This is a genomic window from Planococcus sp. APC 3906, assembly GCF_030407685.1.
GTDB lineage: Bacteria > Bacillota > Bacilli > Bacillales_A > Planococcaceae > Planococcus > Planococcus koreensis.
Map to the genome: position 1 here is coordinate 99,649 of NZ_JASDCW010000002.1, position 21,019 is coordinate 120,667.

A 21,019-nucleotide genomic window follows, 5' to 3' on the forward strand; every position below is an offset into this window, starting at 1 on the left:
AAAAGGAATCCCTGAAAGCCGGTTTACACGCTCTCGGGGATTCCTTTTCCTTTGGTATTTACTTAGGCTCAGACTGTGCGGACAGGAATGCCAGCGTCTTCTCGAAAGTCGCCTGTGCCTCTTCGGTGTGTAATGTGAATTGGTATTGGTGGCCAAGCCCTTTTCCGCTGCCCTCGAAAAATACCTCATCAACGGCAATGCCTTTTGCCTTCAAAGTATCGGCAAGCTCAACCGACTGGGAAGCCAGGAGATCAGCATCACCAGCGCTGATAAATGCAGGCGGGTAAGCGGCGGTGACATGGCCGACCGTCGATAACTCATTGATGCGGCCGAAGTCTTCAAAGCGTTCGGTTCCCGTATAAGTATTCAAAAACAGATCAATGCGCGGGTAAGCGGTGGCCCTGACTGTTTCCATATTGTATAAACCACAGAAAAGTATGGTGCCGCGCAGTGCGTCGGGGTCAATCGCAGGATTTATGCTGACGGCAGAGGCCAAGGCAGGGTTGGTTATGGTTGCCGCCAGTTGGCTGGAAATCTGCGCACCAGCGGAATCGCCGCCGATAAAAATGCGGGACATGTCGCCGCCATACTGGGCTGCATTCACTTGCAGATATTCAAGAGCTTCGTTCGCTTGAATGATAGGTCCAGGATACAATTGCTTAGGGGCAAGGGCGTAATCGATATTGGCCACTACATAGCCAGCATTAGCCAATGCCATGCCGTAATTCTTGCGCATGTCTTTCGTGCCGCCGATATATCCGCCTCCGTGAATCCACAGGATGACAGGAAGCGCTTTATCAATTGTTTTCGGATAATAGATGTCCAGGACACTATCTTCCAGGTCGCTATAAACCAGGTTTTCTGCTGCCAAAACATTTTCTTCAATAGCTGCAAGATTTGGCGGAGCGGTGTAGACAGAAGAGCTGATTGGTTTTTTTGAAGCAGATGCGTCAAAAGAAGTCATGAATAATTCTGAAATGACCATTGCCAGCATCAACGCAATAAAAGAGAAAGAGATAATCCGTTTATGTGGGCTTAAATTTTTATGCAGGCGGGCCATAGTCCACATCCTTTATGAAGTGATATTGCTTTTAAATATTTATCCTATCTTATCTAGGAGTATAGGAGGAAAGATAGGGTCGATTGTACTAACTTAGCTGATATAGATGATTAATTTGATAATTTGGATAAGATTCGATTCTGCAGATGCCGGGTATTAAGAATTGAACGCAAAAAGAGGAAGTGAGAAAAATGTTCGGATTAACCGATTTGATAGCCTTGGTCATATCAGCATTCATTATTTTACCGATAGTCGTTTTTATAAGAGAAATTGGATATTTGGTCATCAGCCCCATTGTCGGTGTACAGAATCCGCGCCTCACAATCGGCTCAGGCCCGCGAATTATGAAGTTTTGGATATTTGACATTAGAAAGTACTATCATTTATATAGCTGGTACTCCTACGATTCGCTGAAAAGGACAAGCCGCTTTTCCTATGTCGCCTTATACGCCAGCCCGATACTGGTCAATGTTGCCGTAGCCGTTACCATTAACGCCATGCTCGCAAATGGCATGCTGCAAGATTACGCGACGTTTTGGAACCGGTTCGTCTTCTATGTCTTCTATTTTGTGCTATTTGATGCAGTGCCGATGAAGACCGCCAACGGCAAGCCCAATAATGGCATGATCATCTACGAAATGCTGCGCTACGGAAGGCGCACCGATTACAACGATGAGCCTTTCCTGCCGTCGACAACGGAAGTGGAAGAAGAATACCAGCAGGAAATGGAGAAAGTGGAAGAGATTAAAGAACGTGAAGTGGAAGAAAAGGAAGAAAAGGAAGAAGAAATCAAAGAGCTGAAAGAAGAGTTAAAGAAAGAAGGAAAGAATGTGTAGGAAAGCGGCCCTCCGCCTTGCTGGCTGCTTCGGCACATGCGGCGGGCAGTAAGTGTCTTGAATTCGAGATATTTGGATGGTAAAATAAATCCATAGCAAAAGTAAGGGAGCTGGTTGTTCATGGCAAAACAGACGGAAGGCATACACCATATCACCGCGATTGTAGGAGAGGCACAGGAAAATGCTGATTTCTATGCAGGTGTGTTGGGGCTGCGTTTGGTTAAGAAGACCATTAATTTTGATGACCCGGGAACGTATCATCTTTATTTCGGGAATTCTGCAGGCGAGCCGGGGACCATCATTACATTTTTCCCTTGGGGAAATGCCTATAAAGGGAAAATCGGCGACGGGCAAGTCGGCGTGACGACTTACGCTGTTCCACCGAATGCTTTGGAATTTTGGGAAAAGAGATTGGCTAAATTCGGCGTAGCGGTTAAAAAAGTTGAGCGTTTTGGCGAGCAATATTTGGCTTTCAATGATCCGCACGGTTTGCAGTTGGAACTGGTGGAACGCGCGGAAGGCAAGGCGAACGATTGGCGATTCGGTGAAGTGACGCCGGAAACAGCGGTCAAAGGTTTCGCTGGGGCTGTTTTATATACGTCCAATGCTGAAAAAACTGCTGAGCTGCTCCAAACGGTGATGGGCCTTCAAAAAATTGGTGAAGACGGCAGCATGCTGCGTTTCCGCTCCCCGGCCGAACTCGGGAATACCGTCGATGTGAAATTGGCGCCTGTGGGAATCGGGCAGATTGGCGTCGGAACGGTCCATCACATCGCTTGGCGTGCGAAAGATGACAAAGACCAATTAGACTGGAAGCATCAAATTGAAGCGTATGGCCTTGGTGTAACGCCTGTACAAGACCGGAATTATTTCAATGCCATCTATTTCCGTGAATACGGCGACCTGTTATTTGAAATCGCCACTGACCCACCAGGTTTTGCGGTGGATGAAACGCAGGAAGCAATGGGGCAGGAGCTGATGCTGCCTAAACAATACGAACAATACCGCAATCGGCTGAAGCAGGATCTGGCTCCGCTGGAAATCCGCGAAGTGGATTGAAAATAGAAAAGCGCGTTTCGGAAGCCGAACTTCCGAAGCGCGCTCTTTGTTTTATTTGGAGACAAAACTTTTCAGTGCCAGGTTGATGTTCTGTGGACGCTCTGCCAGACGGCGCATATAGTAGCCGTACCAATCTTCGCCGAACGGCACATAGACGGTGAATGTGTAGCCTTCCTGTGCCAATTGCTTTTGAAGTTCCGTACGGAAACCGTAAAGCATCTGGAACTCGAAACGGTCGAGCGGGATGTTGTGTTCTTTAACAAACCGTTTTACTTCATCGATGATCACGTGGTCGTGGGTTGCAATCGACGTGAAGCCTGGCTGCTGCAAGCGGATCTTGATCAGTTTCAAATAATTGCTGTCAATGTCCTGCGCGCTTTGGTAGGACACTTCTGAGATTTCTTTATAAGCGCCTTTGACTAAGCGCAAGCGAACCGTTTTCAGAAGCTCTAAATCTTTTTCAGAACGATACAGATAAGCTTGGATGACCGTGCCGACGTTATCAAATTCCTTCACCAGTGTGTGGAGGATATCGAGTGTCGGCTGGAGATGGCTGTAATCTTCCATGTCAATATTGATGAAAATGGCGTAACGTGCAGCCGCTTCAGCGATTTCACGCATATTTTCCAAGCAAAATCCAGGGTCGACGTCCAAGCCGATTTGCGTCAGCTTGACGGACATATGGGCGGAAACGCCGTGCTGTTGTATCGCTTCCAACGTTGCGAGGATATTTTTTTTCGCTTCCAGCGCTTCTTCCCGGCTGTATACGAACTCGCCCAAATTATCGATTGTGGCGCTGATTCCGTCGGCATTCAATTCTTTGACCGATTTCAGCATGCTGTCGATGTCTGTGCCTGCGACCACTTTGCTGGCGCCCAATTTGAGCCCCCATTTTTTCGCCCCGCTATTCAGAACCTGGTTCTTTGACAAAGCAATAAAAAAGTCTTTAGTTAACCCCACTTTTTTTCCTCCTATACTTTTCGGATGCCTGAAGCCTTCCGAAATAAAAGACGCAGCTGCCGCCATGATTTCTTATTTAAAACATGAGTTTGGTAATCCGCTGTTTTGTTCTTCGCCGATTAGGCAAAGCATCGTTTTACAGCATTGCCGGAATGGGAAAACGTTTACAGAATCCCACTTCTTATTATAGTCGATGGGCGCCCTTCTTCCTAACTTTAAATCGCCTGGATGAAATTGAAAGATGCGGGCAGTTCCCGTATACTTGAAAAAGACGGAATATTCTAAAATGATATACAGTTTGAGGGGGCGGATAGATGCAGTATTTTTTGACAGGTTCATATTCCAGGGCCGATGAGCCGGGCATCAAGCTGTGGCAGTTCAACCCGGCGGACGGGAGTTTGATGGAAAAGACAGGGGCACGGGGAGTGGAACGCCCTTCGTACTTGGCGTTCCACCCGGCGGGAGAGCTATTCATTGCCTGCAGCGAAACGAACGATGGGGAACTTGTGTCGTGGCGCTTCGGACTAGTAGCGGAAACGTTGACGGAAATCAGCCGGCAGCCGTCTAACGGTGCCCATCCGGCGCATGCGGTTGTTGATGAATCAGGCAAATGGCTGCTGTCTGTTAATTATTCCGGAGGCAACGTAAATGTCTTTCCGCTGGATGAGGATGGAGTAATCGGCGCTTTGGCAGATTCAGCCGCACATGAAGGGACAGGGCCCGATGAACACCGGCAGGATGCAGCCCATCCGCATTCCGTTTCCCAGATTCCAGGGACACAGCTGTTTCTGGTGCCCGATCTCGGCATCGACAAGATTCACATTTATAAAATGGACCGTCAAAACGGCAAGCTCGAATACCAGCGCGTGATTGAATCGGCGCCTGGTGCAGGGCCTCGCCATGTAGCTTTCCACCCATCTCTGAAGGTTTTTTACGTGTTGGAAGAACTGAGCTCGACGCTGGCTGTTTATGGAATAAGTGAAGGGGCAGGCATTGATAAGCTGCAGACCCTGTCACTCTTGCCCGAAGGCTGGCACGGACAAAATACAAGCGCTGAAGTGGCGGTCTCGGAAAATGGCAAGTTCCTGTATGCTTCAAACCGTGGGCATGACAGCATTGCCGCTTTCTCGATCGGAGGCGAGGGAACATTGAATGCATTGGGGTTTGCAGAAACCGGCGGTCAAGGGCCGCGCCATTTCGCCTTGGCACCTGGAGCTGAATGGCTTATTGCGGCAAACGAAAAATCCGGGTCTCTGACGGTGCTGAAGATTGATAATGCGGGAATGCCGAAATTTGATGGAAAAGCGGTACGGACGAAAGCGCCGGTTTGCGTAAAGTATGCAGGAACACGCTAAAAAAGTGCAGGCACCTTTGAATAAGCGGATTCGCTGGTGGCTGACAGCAGAAAAAAGCGGACAGCCGTTTTGCTGTCCGCTTTTGTTCTTACCAATCAGGCGTGTCATTTTCCAAAATTTCCAGCTCTTTCAGGAAATCGATGAAGAAGCTGTCACGATTGCCTTGAAACGCCTTTTCAGTACATACGGTATCAGGCGGGTAGCCGAGTTTACGTGCTTGCTGGAGTGTACTGTCTTCGATGAAATTAGTCGGATTTGATTCTTCAAAGCATGAAGGTGCGATGTATGTGCGGTATGTGTGTTCCAATACCACACGCTCATCAGGCGATGGATTATTTTCCCGCGGCAAGAAAAGCAAAGCGATCAAGGCTGCGGATACCAGGAAAATAGCGGCAACCCCTAAAGTTTTCTTGTTCAAGGCCTATTCCTCCGCCAGCAGGATTTTTGCGTCAGAGATGATATCTTCAACAACAGGATTGACACCGTTATAGCTTTTCATGACAACTCCGTTTTTATCCACGAGATAGAATTCCGTGCCGTGGAGCACTTGATCGGAATCTTCCGGTTTTCTGGCGATGGTGCGAAAATTTTCCATGGCGAATTTGTCGATGGACTGTGGAGTATAGCCGGTCAGCAAATTCCACGATGCAAAATCGGCACCATAATTTTCAGCGTAGGATTTCAATACTTCCGGTTTATCGACAAGCGGATCTACGCTGAAAGAAACGATCTTAATGTCGAGGCCCTCTTCTTTGAATTGCTTTTGCAGCTCCACCATATTCGAAGTCATGGGCAAACAAACAGTCGTGCAATTCGTGAAGATGAAATCAGCCAGCCAAACTTCGCCTTCTAAATCTGCAAGGCCGAATTCTTCGTTTTCCTGATTTGTATAAGTGAAATCTTCTATTTCCCAATCAAGTGGGTCTTCAATGCCATTGCCGCAACCGGAAAGCATAAGAGGCAGCAGCAAGAACGCAATAATCCAGAATTTTTTACTCAAATGATCCAGATCCTTTCTATATTAAACACGCATGCCTTAAGGGTAGAACAATAACCGCATTCGGACAAGACCTTGAAATGCTTTTTATGTGTAAATATTAAGAACGAAAAGTGAAAGGGAATCTGCTCCTTGCCTCCTGTATTTTCAAAGCTTTTTTTAAATTCCGATTTTTTACAAGGAATTATAGCCTATTGTGCAGAATACTATTATCTATATATTTGCTGTATTCCGGAGTGCATTTAAAGTGCGATGGGTATAGACGTGTATACCCGGCAGTAGTCAGGAGAGGGGCTGCTGGGATTAAAAATGAAAAACGCAAGTGAATGGAAAAAGTCCTGTATGGGATGGCGATGAAGAATAATATGCCCCAGTTTTGGGAGGTGTTTTTTTGGGCAGTGGCAAAACAGAGCTGACGGATGAAAAATTAGCAGATTTCCACAATGGGCATATGATGGACGCTTATTTGTATTTTGGGTCTCATGCTGATCGGGATGAAACGGTTTTCACTGTCTGGGTACCGGACGTAAAGCGTGTTTCGGTTCTTTGCAGCATTGTTGCGGGGGAGGCGGACGGGCGATATCCGATGGAACCTCATCCAAGAGACGCCAGCATTTGGCAGGTCCGGATACCCCGGAGAATGGCAGATGCCGTTTACGTATATGAAATCGAAACCCTTCAAGGGGAAATCTTGACGAAATCAGATCCTTTTGCCCGCGCCGGGGAAGTCAGGCCGGCTAATCGCTCCGTAGTTGCTGGAAGTTCCAAGCACGAATGGTCCAAATCAGCGCTGAATTATAAGTCGATCCAGTCCAAAGGGCATTTTGAAAAACCGATGGCGATTTATGAGCTGCACATCGGTACGTGGAAAAAAGCAAAAGACGGTAAATTCCTGACGTATCGTGAATTGGCCGGGGAATTGATTCCTTATATCAAAAGGCAGGGTTTCACCCACATTGAAATCTTGCCGATTACCGAGCATCCGCTCGATGAATCGTGGGGCTATCAGACAACCGGCTATTTTGCGCCGACAAGCCGGTATGGATCAGCGGATGACTTGAAATTTTTCGTTTCCAAATGTGCGGAAAATGGAGTTGGTCTTTTTCTGGACTGGGTGCCAGGGCATTTTTGCCAGGATATTCATGGACTCGCATTGTTCAATGGCACTGTTCTCTATGAGGATTCCCGAGAGGAACGGCGGTTCAACCCGGAATGGGGTACATTGAACTTCGATGTTCGGCGGGGGGAAGTCGTTAGCTTCCTGTTATCAAGCGCACATTATTGGCTGGAAGAATTCAAGTTCGACGGGTTCAGGATGGATGCGCTGATGAAGCTCTTGTATGTGCCGAATGACGAAAGCCGGGTCCCGAACGAAGAAGGGGCGTCATTTTTGAAGAGGTTGACGACCCGCTTGCGGGAGCGGCATCCAGCAGCGCTTCTCATTGCCGAAGATGCCTGGCATTATCCGAAAGTAACTGGCGAAGTGGAAGATGGCGGCATCGGCTTTCACTATAAATGGAATTTCGGGTGGATGCACGATACGCTGGGCTATATGCAGACCCCGCCCGCTGAACGTGGGGATATCCACCATATGCTGAGTTTTGCGTTGACTTATTACTATGAGGAACGCTATATCTCCATCTTTTCGCACGACCAAGTGGTGGATGGACAAAAATCTTTGCTCCATAAATTTCCAGGGAACCTGGAAGAGAAATTCCAGCAATTGCGCTTGCTGCTCGGTTTTTGGGCAGTCCATCCCGGAAAGAAATTGCTGTTCATGGGTCAAGAGTTCGGACATGGCGAAGAATGGGCATTTCAGCCGGAGTTGGATTGGTATTTATTCGATTACAAAGCCCATCGCCAGATAGCGCTGTTCACCAAGGAGTTGCTGGTGTTCTACCGGACTGAAAAAGCAATGCATGAGCTTGATGATGATCGGGATGGATTCTTGTGGCTGGATCCGCATAACCATGAGCAAAGCGTTCTTGCATTTATCCGCAGGGGGCGGAATCCGGAAGACGAATGCATCATCGTCTGCAATTTCTCGGACCGCAGCTACAGTAAATTTGAAGTGGGAGTTCCTGTTGATTCCCCGTACGAACAAGTTTTTACGACGAATGACAGCGCTTATGGCGGCAAGGAGCCACGGCTCGGAACGGTCCACAATACCCGCGAAAAACCATGGGATGGACAGGATTATTCCATCGCCATCGACTTGCCCGCTTATACAATGAGTGTCTGGAAAACAAAAAAAGATGGGAGTGGATGAATTTGAAAAACAAAGTAGTTGCGATGCTGCTGGCTGGCGGCCAGGGAAGCCGTTTGAAATCATTGACCTATAATATCGCGAAGCCGGCGATTCCATTTGGCGGAAAATACCGGATTATCGATTTTCCTTTATCGAATTGCGTCAACTCGGAGATCCACACAGTCGGCGTCCTTACCCAGTACCAGCCGCATATGCTGCACCGCTATATCGGCCTTGGCACACCATGGGATTTGGATAGAAGAAATGGCGGTGTGACGATGTTGACGCCGTACGCAGAAATGGATGGCATCAAATGGTATAACGGCACCGCCAATGCCATCTATCAAAATCTCACGTATTTGATGGAGCAAGATCCGGAATACGTCCTCATCCTGTCCGGTGACCATATTTACAAGATGGATTACCAAAAAATGCTGGAATTCCATAAATCACATAAAGCGGATGCCACCATCTCAGTCATTGAAGTGCCTTGGGGGGAAGCGAGCCGCTTTGGCATCATGAACACGGATGAAGATATGAACGTCACAGAATTTGTTGAAAAACCGAAAGAGCCGGAAAGCAATTTGGCGTCGATGGGTGTCTATATTTTCAATTGGCAAAAGCTGAAGAAATATTTGACCATTGATGATGGCAATGAAAACTCTTCCCATGATTTCGGGAAAAATATCATTCCGTTGATGCTCGAAGCGGGCGAGAAATTGGTCGCATATCCATTTAAAGGCTATTGGAAAGATGTCGGGACTGTTGAAAGCCTGTGGGAGGCGAATATGGATTTGCTGGACGCCCATTCAGGTTTGAATTTGCATGATCCGGGCTGGCGAATCTTTTCCTCCAATCGGCAATTGCCGCCTCAAGTGGTGACGGAAACAGGGGAATTGCAGGAAGTCTTTGTCAACGAAGGCTGTGTTATTGAAGGCAAAGCCGAAAAGTCGATCATTTTCCAGGAAGTCCACATTGAACAAGGTGCATCCCTTTACGAATGCGTCGTCATGAACTGTGTGGTAATCGGCGCTGGCGCCAAACTGGCTAGAACGATCATCCCGCCTGACCTGGTAATCCCGAAAAACTTTGAAATGGGCGATCCTGAAGGAGAAATCATCCTTTTGACGCAAGAAATGATCGATGAATGGAAGGAGAGTGCTGAAGTATGAAATTAGTAGCAATTATTGATGCCACTGTAAAATTGCCGGGTCTGGAAGACTTGACCTTGTACCGTTCAGCCGCGTCCATCCCGTTCGCCGGCCGGTACCGGCTCATCGATTTCACTTTATCCAACATCGTTAACTCAGGCATCACATCCGTAGGCGTTTTCCCTTCCTATCCGTTTGTTTCATTGATGGACCATATCGGGAGAGGGAAAAGCTGGGACCTTGACCGCCGGAAAGACGGTCTGTTCTTCTTGCCGGTTTCGACTAAAGACAGCGGCCAGATGAGCGTCGGGGGATTCGCGGCGCTGGAGGAGCATATGGTCTTTTTTGAAAGAAGCCGCCAGGAATACGCAGTGATCACAAACTGTTTTACGGTTTCCCAAATAGATTACGAAGACATGCTGGAATCACATATTGCGTCCGGTGCGGATGTAACAGAGGCGGTAAGCAACGGACAGCCTCTTAGAAGCTATATCCTGAAAAGAAGCCTGCTGATTGAATTACTGAAAAATTATCGGCAAACTCAGGTGTTCAGCGTAGAAGATTGTGTCAGAAGGAAAAAGAGCAGCTATAAATTCGGGGTCTATGAATACGAAGGCTACTGCGCTGTCATTGATTCAATCGACAGTTATTTCAAAGCATCCATGGATTTGCTGGAGCCCGAAAAACGCAATGCACTGTTTCTTCCGGAACGCCCGATTTACACCAAAGTGAAAGATGAACCGCCTACGCGCTATATGAAAGGTTCTTCTGTTAAGCGTGCGTTAGTGGCGAATGGTTCGACAATCAGAGGGACTGTCATCGACAGCATCATCAGCCGGGCTGTCGTCATTAAGGAAAACACGAAGGCCGACCATTGCATCATCATGCAGAAATGCACGATTGAAGAAAATTGCGATTTGGCCTACGTCATCGCTGATAAAAATGTCTTTATCGAAGCGGGGACAGTACTTAAGGGGACGGCGGAAGAGCCGATTGTGCTGCGCAAAGGGGAACGGATTTTGAAGGAGGAAGTCAGATGAAAATTGTAATGGCGGCCGCAGAATGTGTGCCTTTTGTAAAAGCGGGAGGCTTGGCAGATGTAATGGGTGCCTTGCCGAAAGCGCTGGTGGAAATTGGCTGTGAAGTAACGGTCGTCTTGCCGAAATACAGTTTGATCCCACAGGAATACCAAAAGGAATTCACGTTGGGAGAAGAAGTGGAAGTGCCTTTCAAAGGGCAAAATCACCGTTGCCGGACCTTCAGCTATGAGCTGAAGGGAGTCGATTACATTTTCATTGAAAACGACGCCTATTTTGACAGGGATCTGATTTACCGCCAACCGGACGACCATACGCGTTTTGCGTTCTTCAGCCGGGCAGTACTTGCAGTCGTAGAAAACCAGCGAGCGCAAACGGACATTTTGCACTTGCATGATTGGCACACGGCTCTTATCCCATTCTTGATGAAAAAAGATCCGCGCTACGCGGCGATGAATAGCAGCATAAAAACCATATTGACCATCCACAACCTTCAATTCCAAGGGAATTCGCCAAAAAGCGTATTGACTGAGGAGTATGAGATGGATGGGGCATATTATGAGGACGGGACGGCCGAGTGGAAAGGCTATTTCAATATCCTGAAGACGGGGATTTTGTTTGCAGATCAAGTGACGACAGTCAGCCCGACTTACCGAGAAGAGATTTTGACCGCCCGCTACGGCGAAGGGCTGGAAACTTTGCTGCAGCAGAAGGGCGAAAGCCTCGTCGGCATTTTGAATGGGCTGGACACCGAGTTCTACAATCCGGCTACCGATTTGGTGATTGAAATGGAATACGACGAAACTTCGATGGAAGGGAAAGCGGTCAATAAGCGCGCCGTCCAAAAACGGTTCAATCTTCCGGTGAGGGGGGATATCCCGTTATTGGCGATCGTTTCCCGTCTCACAAAACAAAAAGGGATGGACGTTCTGCAGGAGCTGCTGCCGAAGCTGTTGAAGGAAAGAGATGTACAATTCATCTTACTGGGATCCGGTGATGAAGAAGTTGCCCAGCTTTTCAAAAACCTGGCTGCCGAGTTTCCTGAAAAAGCCGCTGTATACATCGGCTTTGACGAAGACCTTGCCCATCTTCTTTACGCCGGAGCCGACCTGTTCCTAATGCCTTCTCATTTCGAGCCATGCGGGCTGAGCCAGCTCATTTCGATGCGCTACGGCACTGTCCCTGTAGCCAATAAAACAGGTGGATTAAAAGACACGGTAGTCGAATACGACACCGCAGCAAAAACCGGCAACGGATTTTTAAGTGATTTTTCTGCAAATGAAAGCTTTGAAGCTGCTTTGGAACGGGCGTTGGCATTGTACCAGAATCCGGAACATTGGGAAATCATCAAAAGAAATGGCATGCAGCGCGATTCCTCATGGAAGCGTGCTGCCGAAATCTATGCGGAAGCCTATAATGCGATTGCCGAAAGGTGAGGATGGGGATGTTCAGTTCAAAAGAGCGGTTTAAAGAGAATTTTGTGGCGCGCCTGGAACAACGGGAAGACAAAGAGTCCCTGCAAACCGTTTATTCGGTTTTGACGGCTATGGTGAAAGAGTGGACGTACGACGACTGGGAGCAGACGAATCAACAGTATAAAGAACAGAAGCGCAAGCAATTATACTATTTTTCCATTGAATTTTTAATGGGCCGGATTTTGGGGCAGAACCTGATGAATTTGGATGTCCATGGATTCGTGGAAGAAGGGCTGAAAGAGCTTGGTTTCGATTTGCATGCCATCGAAGAGCTGGAGCCTGAACCTGGTTTGGGCAATGGCGGGCTTGGCCGCCTGGCCGCTTGTTTTATGGATTCACTGGCCTCTCTGCAACTTCCCGGGCATGGCTGTGGCCTGCGCTATAAAGGCGGCTTGTTCACCCAAGTTTTCCAGGATGGGTTTCAAACAGAACAGCCCACTGTATGGATTGATGAAAAAGAAGGTTGGGGCATCAGAAGAGAAGAATTGTCGCTGGACATTCCTTTTTTCGGTTCCATTGAACCGGGCATTGAAAGCAATCGGTTAAAACCGGTTCTAAAGGACGCGGAATGGGTCAAAGCGGTGCCGTATGATTATCCGATTGTCGGAGCTGCGGGAAAGACTGTAAATACCTTGCGCCTGTGGCAAGCGGAAGTGTCCAGCCGCCCTTTGCCTAAAGGCAAACCGCGAACACTGTACGAGCAGGAAACTGCCGAGGTGACCGACCGGCTGTATCCCGATGCTTCCTTGGATGCAGGGAAGATACTGCGCCTCAAGCAGCAATATTTTCTATGCAGCGCCTCACTCCAGACAATCGTGAAAAACCGCGATTGTCCGTTAAGTGATTTAGCGCGGCATGTCGCGATTCAAATCAATGACACGCATCCGGCACTGGCGATCCCGGAGTTGATGCGGATCTTAATGGATGAGGAAGGCATGCAATGGGAAGAAGCATGGGGAATTGTGAATCATACGATCTCCTATACGAACCATACGATTCTCGAAGAGGCTTTGGAGAAGTGGAGCAGCTCTTTGCTGGAACGGCTATTGCCGAGAATATATATGATTATCCAGGAAATAGACCGCCGCTTCAAAGAAAAAACCCAGCAGGAACCGCTGGATGAGTGGCAGCGCAAAAAACTTGCCATCATTGAAAATGGAGTCGTCCATATGGCGACGCTCGCTGTGGTAGGCAGCTATAAAGTAAATGGTGTTGCTAAACTGCATACCGAAATTCTGAAAGTGCGTGAAATGAAAGAACTGAACGATCATTTTCCTCATAAATTCCATAATATCACGAATGGCGTTGCCCATCGCCGCTGGCTCTTGAAAGCGAATCCCGAGTTGTCCAGCTTAATCACATCGGCTGTCGGGGATGAATGGATCCGTGAGCCGATCAAATTGCATAAACTCCATCGTTTCAGCAAGGATCCCGCATTTCTCCAGGATCTTCAAGCGGTAAAAATAGCCAAAAAGCGGCAGCTGGCAGATTACATTAAAACGCATCAGGATATTATTGTGGATCCTGAATCGGTATTTGATGCCCAGATCAAGCGGATCCATGGCTATAAACGGCAATTGATGAACATCCTCCATATACAAATGCTGTATAACCGCATCTTGTCTGACCGGTCTTTCCGGCCTTACCCTCGGACATTCATTTTTGGGGGCAAAGCGGCACCCAGCTACCGGTATGCTAAAGAGGTTATAAAACTCATCAACACTGTTGCGGATCAAGTCAATAACGATCCATTGGCGAAAAAGCACCTCCACATCGTATTTATTGAAGACTATAGCGTCAGCAAGGCAGAAAAAATCTTTCCAGCATCAGATGTCAGTGAACAGATATCGACGGCTTCAAAAGAGGCGTCAGGCACCGGCAATATGAAGTTTATGATGAATGGCGCCATAACTTTAGGAACCTTCGACGGCGCAAATTTGGAGATTGTGGAGCAAGTCGGGGAAGATAATGCATTCATTTTCGGATTGACTGCCCGGCAAGTGATGCAATTTGAAAAAGAACAAAGCTATTATCCGCCGGATATCATTCAGCACGAGCCGGATTTGCAGCTAGTGATGGCGCAATTATTGGAGGGCAGCCTTTCGGACGGTGAGGGAAATATATCCGCTATCCGAAACCAGCTGGTCGACTGCAATGATCCGTTCTTTGTATTGAAAGATATCCAGCAGTACGGAAAAGCCCATGAGCGATTGCTTAGCGCTTTTGAAAACAGCCTGGCTTGGCAGGAGATGTCTGTAGTCAATATCGCACAATCGGGTATTTTTTCAAGCGACCGTACGATACAGGAATACTCGGACGAAGTATGGCAGCTCGGCAGGGTGCCGAGCAACCTTTTATAGCGTAGAGGAGGGTGAGTATGGCGGATGTAGAATTCGATAACACCGATTTAAGAGATTACAAGGCTGGCGGTATTCTTGAAGGCAAGGTAGCGATTGTTACGGGAGGCAGCAGCGGCATCGGCCAAGCGGCTGCTATCGCCTTTGCCAAAGAAGGCGCAAAAGTGGTCATCGGCTTTTTGGGCGATGAAGAAGGCGCGCTGAAAACGATCCAGCTCATAGAGAGTTACGGAGGCAAAGCGGTGGCGCAAAGCGGCGACTTGCGGGAAGCGGAAAACAGCAGCCGGCTGGTCCAGTTTGCGCTGGACTCATTTGGACAAATTGATATCCTGGTCAATAATGCCGGATACCAATACCCCGAAACGTCACCGCTTGATTTGAAAGACGAAAACATCCTGAAAACCTTTGAAATTAAAGCGTTCGCCATGCTCTATCTCACAAGAGCTGTGCTCCCCCATATGAAAAAAGGGTCACGCATCATCAATACCGCATCCATCAATGCGTACCGGGGGCATTCGGATTTGATCGACTACTCGGGCGCAAACGGCGCGATTGTGTCGATGACCCGTTCACTTGCACGTCGGCTCGTACGCGAGGAAATTGCGGTGAACGGCATTGCGCCGGGCCCTATTTGGACACCGTTGATCCCGGAAACGTTCGGAGCTTTATACGACAACATCGGGGAAGGCTTCGGGAAGGATGTTCCTGCCGGGCGTCCAGGGCAGCCTTATGAACTTGCAAAAGCATTCGTATTCTTGGCGGATCCGCAAAATTCCTATATGACCGGACAATTTTTGCACATTAACGGCGGAGATTATATGTCATCTTAAAAGAAGGGAGGACGGTTTTGGAGAAATCCAGAACCGCCTCCTTTTTGCTGTGCCTCCTTTTCTTTCTGCCATAAAAGTGTTTGTGCGAGAATGCAAAAGGGCTGATATGGTAAAATTTCCACAAGGAAAGAGGAGAGCGACTGTGAAGAAAAAATGGTTATTTTTAGTCGGTATACTTGTCATGGCGCTTTTTTTAGCGGGATGCCTTGAACGTGTAAAGACGCCCGCCGATAACGGTACGGAAAAGCCGGCACCCCCGGAAAGGAATGCCGGCGAATTGACTGCGCATTTTATTGATGTCGGCCAAGGAGATGCAACCTTGTTCGAAACGGAAGATTACGCGATATTGATCGATACAGGAAATTGGAATGATACCGATGCCATCGAATACCTGGAAAAGCTGGGTGTGTCCAAAATCGATATCGTTGTCGGCACGCATCCCGATTCAGATCATATTGGGCAGCTGGATAAGGTGATCGAACAATTCGAAGTCAGCGAAGTGTGGCTGTCGGGCAATGTCAGCACGTCAGATACGTTTATCCGTGCATTGGAAGCCATCGAGGCGAATAACACCGATTATTATGAACCGCGCACCGGCGAAACGTTCGATGTCGGAGGCATGGAAATCGAAGTGCTGCATCCTGCTGAAGTGACTGGCAAAGGCAATGAGGAATCCATTTCCATGAAACTCACCTATAAAGACGTAAGTTTTATCATGACAGGCGATGCCGGCGTCAAAGAAGAGCAGGAAATGATTGATAGCGGTGCAGAACTGGACGCGGAAATTTTGCATTTGGGCCATCACGGGTCGAACACATCGAGCGGAACTGCTTTTTTGAAAGCTGTCAGCCCGGAAGTGGCTATTTATAGTGCAGGCATCGACAACTCATATGGCCATCCACATGCCGAAGTGATTGCGGCCGCTGAAAATGCTGGAGCCAAAGTGTACGGTACGGATGTCAACGGGACTGTCCGTGTCGAAACGGATGGCATTTCCTATGAAGTATTGATTGAAAAAGACGGCATTGCTGTGGAAGGGAAAAACCGCTGCATTGATATCAACATCGCTTCGTCTGCTGAGCTTCAGGAAATCGAAGGAATCGGCCCTGCACTGGCAGAAGCCATCATAGAAGCGCGTCCGTTTGACGCGATTGAAGAGTTGGACAGCATCAAAGGCATTGGACAAGGAAAGATTGACGCGATAAAAGAACAAGGATTGGCATGCATAGGGGGATGATGGGATGAAAGGGATGCTCGATCGGATTGAAGACGGCTGCTTGGCAGTCATTTTGATAGAAGAGCTGCAGAAGGAAATCGTCCTTCCCGCTGCCTGGCTGCCTGAGGGCAGTGAGGTCCATTCCTGGTTCGACATTGAACTGGACGGCCACCAAATCAGATCGATTGCGCTGGATGCGAAAACCGCAGCGGCAAAAGAGGACCAGGCGGTAGCATTAATGAGAAGGTTGAAAGCGAAACGCGGTAAAAGCCGCTTTAAAAGAGGCGAATGAAAAAAGGCAGGTAAGCAGCATGTGAAATATGCCTGCTTCCTGTCTTTTTACCGTTTTTCCAAGGGCCATTTGATGGGCTATGGCTTTTCAATCAATTCCAAATGATAGTCGGCCACTTGGCCATCCAAGTAAAGGTTCGTCACCGATGTGGAATAATTTGAGATGGATGCTTGGAAATCCAAGTCTTTTTCCGGTATGCGCACATGAAACTCCATTTCATAAAGCAGCACAGCAACATCATGGTAATTTTCACTGGTAACCTTGAAATCAAAAATGATTTTCCGGCGCAATTTTTGGCTGGCTGAATCAGTGGTCGACTCCTCTGAAAAGCTCAGCGCATCGAAAATCTGATCGTTCAATTGGATCTGTAAGCCCATAATTGTTCACTCCTTGTCTTTTTTGGGAAAAGCGGCTAGCGCTTTTTGTGCCAGCTGTGCTTTGACCATATCTTCCATTGGTGGATTGTAGAGGCCTGCACGAACGTTCAAATAATAACGGTGCATGGGACTGGATTCGGAAAGGGCGCGGGAGCCGACAATCTTCATGGCTTTGTCGACTACGCCGATGGCAGCCTGAGTCACGGCTATTTTCGTCGCATCAAGTGCGCCTTGCATAGCAGCCTTGTCTTTTGCATGCTCATAGCGCTCAACTGTGCCGTATAGAAGGTGCCTGGCTGTTGCGAGCTCCAGTTCCATTTCTCCGATAAGGCTTTGGATGCTCGGTGTTTCGGAAATCGGTTTGCCCAGTGAGGCCGGTATATAAGATGCAGCAAATCCAAGCGCGTAATTCCGTGCGGCAGCGCCTATCCCGATATAGCAGGCTGGAATATGAAGAAGCCAGCCTTTGGCAGGGGCTTTCGCGGCAGCAGTTTTTAAAACATAGGAAGCGGGAATCCGGACGTTTTCGAGCACCAAAGTCTGACTTGCCGTTCCACGCATGGCCAGCATATCCCAGCTTTGTTCAATTGAGACGCCCGCGGCGCTCTTAGGTATGACTAGCGTCAGCATCTCGTCCTGTTCATCAGCAGCCGTAACGAATATATAATCGAGTGCAGGAGCCATTGAAGTATTGATTTTTTCGCCGTTGACGATAAAGTCGTCGCCGTCGCGAAGCGCTTTGGTTTTCGGCAATGCGCCGCGGGTGGGGCTTCCGGCATTGCTTTCAGTAGCAGCCGTGTTAATCAGGGCGCCTTCTTTTATTGCATCCATTAGCCAGTGGGCTGGCTCTGGCTGCCAATGGCGGTTCTCGGCAAATTCCAGAACGATGCCAGTATGCCAGCCGATGGCGAGGCCGGTGGAGCCGGAAGCTTGGGAAATCGCCTCTTGGGCCAATATGTATTCGTACAAGCCGAAGCCCTGTCCACCGTATTCAGCAGGCAGCGTCAGCGTATGATAACCGATTTTCTTCAAGTCATTGATATTTTGGCGAGGAAACGAACCGATGGCATCCAGTTCGGGTTCCCGTTGCTCGAACGATTGTTGAAGTGAACGGATTTCTTCAATCATTTTTTGCTGCTGGGGTGTTTTTATAAATGAGTCCATAAAAAGCTCCTTCCGGCAAGTGTTTCTAAAACCATAACATGAAAAGCCGCCAAAGCATGTACAGCATGCTTTGGCGGCTTATTTTCATTTATTCTGTTACTAATGCAGGTTTGCCTGTTTTTTTGATGTCTGCCCAGATCAAGGCAGCGACCAGGAAAAATCCAAGATAACCCACAATCGGGTAGAACATATTGACGAGTTCGGTAAAGCCGACAAAGCTTAAGCCGAATGCGGCCAAGCAGATGACGATGACGAAAATTTTGAACTTCGATGTGCCTGATTGAAAGAATCGGGCGGCAAAAGCATATAGCATGCTGACTCCGGTATTGAAAATCATGCCGAATAAAATGACAGACATGAAGATTCCGAGAACCGGGGAAATGTCGTTGGCGATTTGCAGCATCGGCATTTCGGAATTGCCGACAACATCGATTTTTGAGAAGATGGCCAAATGGCTAAGGATGATCAGGATTCCAAGGCCGAGCCCACCGAACAGTCCGCCTCTCGCCGCCACTTTTTCATCTTTCTCCGTACTGCCCATGACGATAGACATCGAAGCTCCGACAGCGATATTGAATGACGCGTAATTGATGGCAGAAAGGAACCAGTTTGGGAGAGCTGACAGCTGTTCTTTTGCGATTGGATCCAATGCTGTGAACGACTGGTCCATTGTCAAAAGGCTGTAGATCGTCAACCCGACAACCATCAGTATAAGGAATGGTGTAATGCTGCCGATGATGGCAATGACTTTATCGACATTCAACATGATTGTCATGAGGATGAGCGCTGTCATGATGGTGCTGCCCAGCACAGGCGACCAATCGAATTGTTGCGAAAAGATGGAGCCGGCTCCAGCGATCATGACAACGCCTACACCAAATAGCGTTAAAATGATGATGTAGTCGACGATGCGGCCAATGATGTTGCCGCTGATGCCATAAACCACTTCTTTATGGGATGATTTCTGCATCCGGCTGCCTAGCCGCGTCAAATTCATGCCTAGGTAAGCGAATAGCGCAGTCGAGATAAGTGCTGCTACAATTCCAAGGATGCCGAAACTGGTAAAATACTGCATAATTTCCTGTCCTGATGCGAAGCCAGCTCCAACGATAATGCCGATAAAAGCGCTTCCCATTTTTAAACTCTTCTTCATCGAATGTCCCCTTATGAAATAATTTGGAAAATTAACCTTATTCAAATATAGCAAAAATGATCACTAGGCACAATGAAGAGGATGGCATAAATCGTTGATATGTCTATATTACTAGTTTGTTTTCTTTAAATATTTTATCTGAAAATCAGTTGAATAGTTTGAATTGAATAATAATTAGGCGTTAAAAAAAGGAAAGGACATAAAAAAACCGTCCCCGAAGGAACGGCTGGTGAAGCGATTAGTCTTTTTTGGCGACAATGACAAGTTTGCCTTTGTCCAATTCTTCTTCATACTGGTCGGCTTCCTGTTCAGTCAAACCGACAGATTGCATTTCAGAACGCAATTGGTCGCCGCGTGAGGTAGTCAGGTTTTTTAATTTGTTCAAGAAACCTGAATCCGGATCTTCCGCATCCAACGCATCAGCGATGTCGTGCTGGCGCTTAGGATCATGTGCAAAAAGGTAGATATGGTCTTCGTGGTAGCCTTGGCTTTCCAATTTCTCAATTTCCTTTTTTGCTTGCAATGCGTTTTCAACTGTTAGTTTTACGATCACATTAATCCCTCCAATGGGTTTTAATTACATCATTTATATACCCGATGCCCAAAAGCGTAAACAGGTAGGGACTGGCTGAATCCGTTATAATGGAAAAAATGCTTTTAAAGAAAGGTGCTGTTTATTGTGAAAATAACCACGATTGGCATATGGGGCGGCTACCCCAATAAAAATGAAGCAACTTCCTCATTTCTAATAGAACAGGATGGTTTCCGCTGTTTAGTTGATTGCGGCAGTGGGGTGCTTGCGGCTGTCCAGAACTATACAGAACTGAAAGACATCGACGCAGCAGTTATCAGCCATTATCATCCGGATCACGTAGCAGACATCGGCGTGCTTCAGCATGCAGCAATGGTCGGCATGCAATTGAAAGAATGGCGAACGCCTTTCCCGATTTTCGCGCACGACCGGGATAAAGCCATGTTCGATAGCTTGTCTTATAAAGGCGTTACGGAAGGGGTGGCGCTTCAGGCCGACCAGCCAATCGAAATCGGGCCATGGCAAGTGTCGTTCTGCGAAACGATCCATCCGGTTTATTGCCTGGCTTTGAAATTTACGGCTGGAGGGAAATCGGTCGTTTTTACAGCAGATACGGAGTGGAAAGAGGAATTGGTGGCGTTTTCGGAAGGCGCCGATCTCCTGGTGTCCGAAGCGAACCTGTATGAAAAATATGTCGGCATCATCAAAGGACACCTGAGCGGGAAACAGGCTGGTGAGCTTGCTGAACGCGCAGGTGCACGGGAATTGTGGCTGACGCACCTGCCGCAATACGGCGACCCAACCGAAATTTTGGAAGCGGCGCGTGCTTCGTTTGGCGGTCCTGCACAATTTGCCGCAATCGGCGAAAGCAAAAACCTGTAACGCTTTTCGCCAGAAGCAAGGCAAGCAGATAGTTTGTC

Annotated in this window: 20 protein-coding genes; 12 read left to right on the forward strand and 8 right to left on the reverse strand. The window is 48.0% G+C overall.

The features are described 5' to 3' along the window. Positions 1–58: 58 nt before the first annotated feature. Positions 59–1,060, reverse strand: a complete 1,002-nt coding sequence (locus tag QMA09_RS01890) for an alpha/beta hydrolase (protein WP_290211805.1) — start codon at positions 1,058–1,060, stop codon at positions 59–61. Positions 1,061–1,251: 191 nt separating this feature from the next. Here QMA09_RS01890 and QMA09_RS01895 point away from each other — a divergent pair, with 191 nt between their 5' ends. After that, the gene (locus QMA09_RS01895) at positions 1,252–1,896 is read left to right on the forward strand and encodes a hypothetical protein (RefSeq protein WP_135503355.1); all 645 of its coding nucleotides are present in this window, start codon (positions 1,252–1,254) and stop codon (positions 1,894–1,896) included. A gap of 120 nt (positions 1,897–2,016) precedes the next feature. After that, positions 2,017–2,955 carry a ring-cleaving dioxygenase gene (locus tag QMA09_RS01900; protein ID WP_290211806.1) on the forward strand — a complete coding sequence of 313 codons (939 nt, stop codon included), beginning with the start codon at positions 2,017–2,019 and terminating at the stop codon, positions 2,953–2,955. Between the two features lie 51 nt (positions 2,956–3,006). Here the strand turns inward: QMA09_RS01900 and QMA09_RS01905 are convergent, their stop codons facing one another. Beyond that, a complete protein-coding gene (locus QMA09_RS01905; RefSeq protein WP_135503352.1) occupies positions 3,007–3,915 on the reverse strand; it encodes a proline dehydrogenase family protein in 909 nt (302 codons plus the stop codon). 314 nt (positions 3,916–4,229) lie between these two features. Between QMA09_RS01905 and QMA09_RS01910 the strand changes: the two genes are divergently transcribed. Beyond that, entirely contained in the window at positions 4,230–5,270 is a 1,041-nt protein-coding gene (locus QMA09_RS01910) for a lactonase family protein (RefSeq protein ID WP_290211807.1), read from the forward strand. Positions 5,271–5,358: 88 nt separating this feature from the next. On the opposite strand, the gene QMA09_RS01915 is transcribed toward QMA09_RS01910, so the two are convergent. Both QMA09_RS01915 and QMA09_RS01920 read right to left on the reverse strand, forming a co-directional pair. Beyond that, the gene (locus QMA09_RS01915; protein WP_290211808.1) at positions 5,359–5,688 is read right to left on the reverse strand and encodes a hypothetical protein; all 330 of its coding nucleotides are present in this window, start codon (positions 5,686–5,688) and stop codon (positions 5,359–5,361) included. 3 nt (positions 5,689–5,691) lie between these two features. Further along, positions 5,692–6,225: an SCO family protein gene (locus QMA09_RS01920; protein WP_483313538.1), complete on the reverse strand. Its 534-nt coding sequence runs from the start codon at positions 6,223–6,225 to the stop codon at positions 5,692–5,694. A gap of 433 nt (positions 6,226–6,658) precedes the next feature. On the opposite strand from QMA09_RS01920, the gene glgB reads away from it, so the two are divergent. The 8 genes from glgB to QMA09_RS01960 all read left to right on the forward strand — a co-directional run bounded on the left by glgB (position 6,659) and on the right by QMA09_RS01960 (position 16,873). Further along, positions 6,659–8,536 (forward strand): 1,4-alpha-glucan branching protein GlgB, encoded by a 1,878-nt coding sequence (gene glgB, locus QMA09_RS01925; protein WP_290211810.1) that lies wholly within the window; start codon positions 6,659–6,661, stop codon positions 8,534–8,536. Between the two features lie 2 nt (positions 8,537–8,538). Next, positions 8,539–9,687, forward strand: coding sequence for a glucose-1-phosphate adenylyltransferase (locus tag QMA09_RS01930; RefSeq protein WP_277751543.1), 1,149 nt, complete (start codon positions 8,539–8,541; stop codon positions 9,685–9,687). Then, a complete protein-coding gene (locus tag QMA09_RS01935) occupies positions 9,684–10,706 on the forward strand; it encodes a GlgC family sugar phosphate nucleotidyltransferase (RefSeq protein ID WP_290211811.1) in 1,023 nt (340 codons plus the stop codon). Before QMA09_RS01930 ends, QMA09_RS01935 begins: the two co-directional genes overlap by 4 nt. After that, positions 10,703–12,139 (forward strand): glycogen synthase GlgA, encoded by a 1,437-nt coding sequence (glgA, locus tag QMA09_RS01940; protein ID WP_290211812.1) that lies wholly within the window; start codon positions 10,703–10,705, stop codon positions 12,137–12,139. The genes QMA09_RS01935 and glgA overlap by 4 nt, the downstream gene beginning before the upstream one ends. 8 nt (positions 12,140–12,147) lie before the next feature. Next, the gene (locus tag QMA09_RS01945) at positions 12,148–14,538 is read left to right on the forward strand and encodes a glycogen/starch/alpha-glucan phosphorylase (protein WP_290211813.1); all 2,391 of its coding nucleotides are present in this window, start codon (positions 12,148–12,150) and stop codon (positions 14,536–14,538) included. A gap of 17 nt (positions 14,539–14,555) precedes the next feature. Further along, on the forward strand, positions 14,556–15,365 hold the full coding sequence (locus QMA09_RS01950) for an SDR family oxidoreductase (RefSeq protein WP_135503335.1): 810 nt from the start codon (positions 14,556–14,558) through the stop codon (positions 15,363–15,365). A gap of 142 nt (positions 15,366–15,507) precedes the next feature. Further along, on the forward strand, positions 15,508–16,602 hold the full coding sequence (locus QMA09_RS01955; RefSeq protein ID WP_290211814.1) for an MBL fold metallo-hydrolase: 1,095 nt from the start codon (positions 15,508–15,510) through the stop codon (positions 16,600–16,602). A 4-nt stretch (positions 16,603–16,606) separates the two neighbouring features. Continuing rightward, complete coding sequence (locus QMA09_RS01960; RefSeq protein WP_290211815.1) at positions 16,607–16,873, forward strand: DUF3006 family protein; 267 nt, start codon at positions 16,607–16,609, stop codon at positions 16,871–16,873. A gap of 77 nt (positions 16,874–16,950) precedes the next feature. Here QMA09_RS01960 and QMA09_RS01965 read toward each other — a convergent pair whose 3' ends face one another. From QMA09_RS01965 to QMA09_RS01980, 4 genes are all read right to left on the reverse strand, one after another. Further along, a complete protein-coding gene (locus QMA09_RS01965) occupies positions 16,951–17,250 on the reverse strand; it encodes a DUF3219 family protein (RefSeq protein WP_290211816.1) in 300 nt (99 codons plus the stop codon). 6 nt (positions 17,251–17,256) lie between these two features. Continuing rightward, positions 17,257–18,414: an acyl-CoA dehydrogenase family protein gene (locus tag QMA09_RS01970; RefSeq protein WP_290211817.1), complete on the reverse strand. Its 1,158-nt coding sequence runs from the start codon at positions 18,412–18,414 to the stop codon at positions 17,257–17,259. Positions 18,415–18,502: 88 nt separating this feature from the next. After that, entirely contained in the window at positions 18,503–19,567 is a 1,065-nt protein-coding gene (locus QMA09_RS01975; RefSeq protein WP_135503329.1) for a YkvI family membrane protein, read from the reverse strand. A 238-nt stretch (positions 19,568–19,805) separates the two neighbouring features. After that, on the reverse strand, positions 19,806–20,120 hold the full coding sequence (locus QMA09_RS01980; protein ID WP_135503327.1) for a YflT domain-containing protein: 315 nt from the start codon (positions 20,118–20,120) through the stop codon (positions 19,806–19,808). 126 nt (positions 20,121–20,246) lie between these two features. On the opposite strand from QMA09_RS01980, the gene QMA09_RS01985 reads away from it, so the two are divergent. Further along, on the forward strand, positions 20,247–20,981 hold the full coding sequence (locus tag QMA09_RS01985; protein ID WP_290211818.1) for an MBL fold metallo-hydrolase: 735 nt from the start codon (positions 20,247–20,249) through the stop codon (positions 20,979–20,981). The last annotated feature ends 38 nt before the right edge of the window (positions 20,982–21,019 follow it).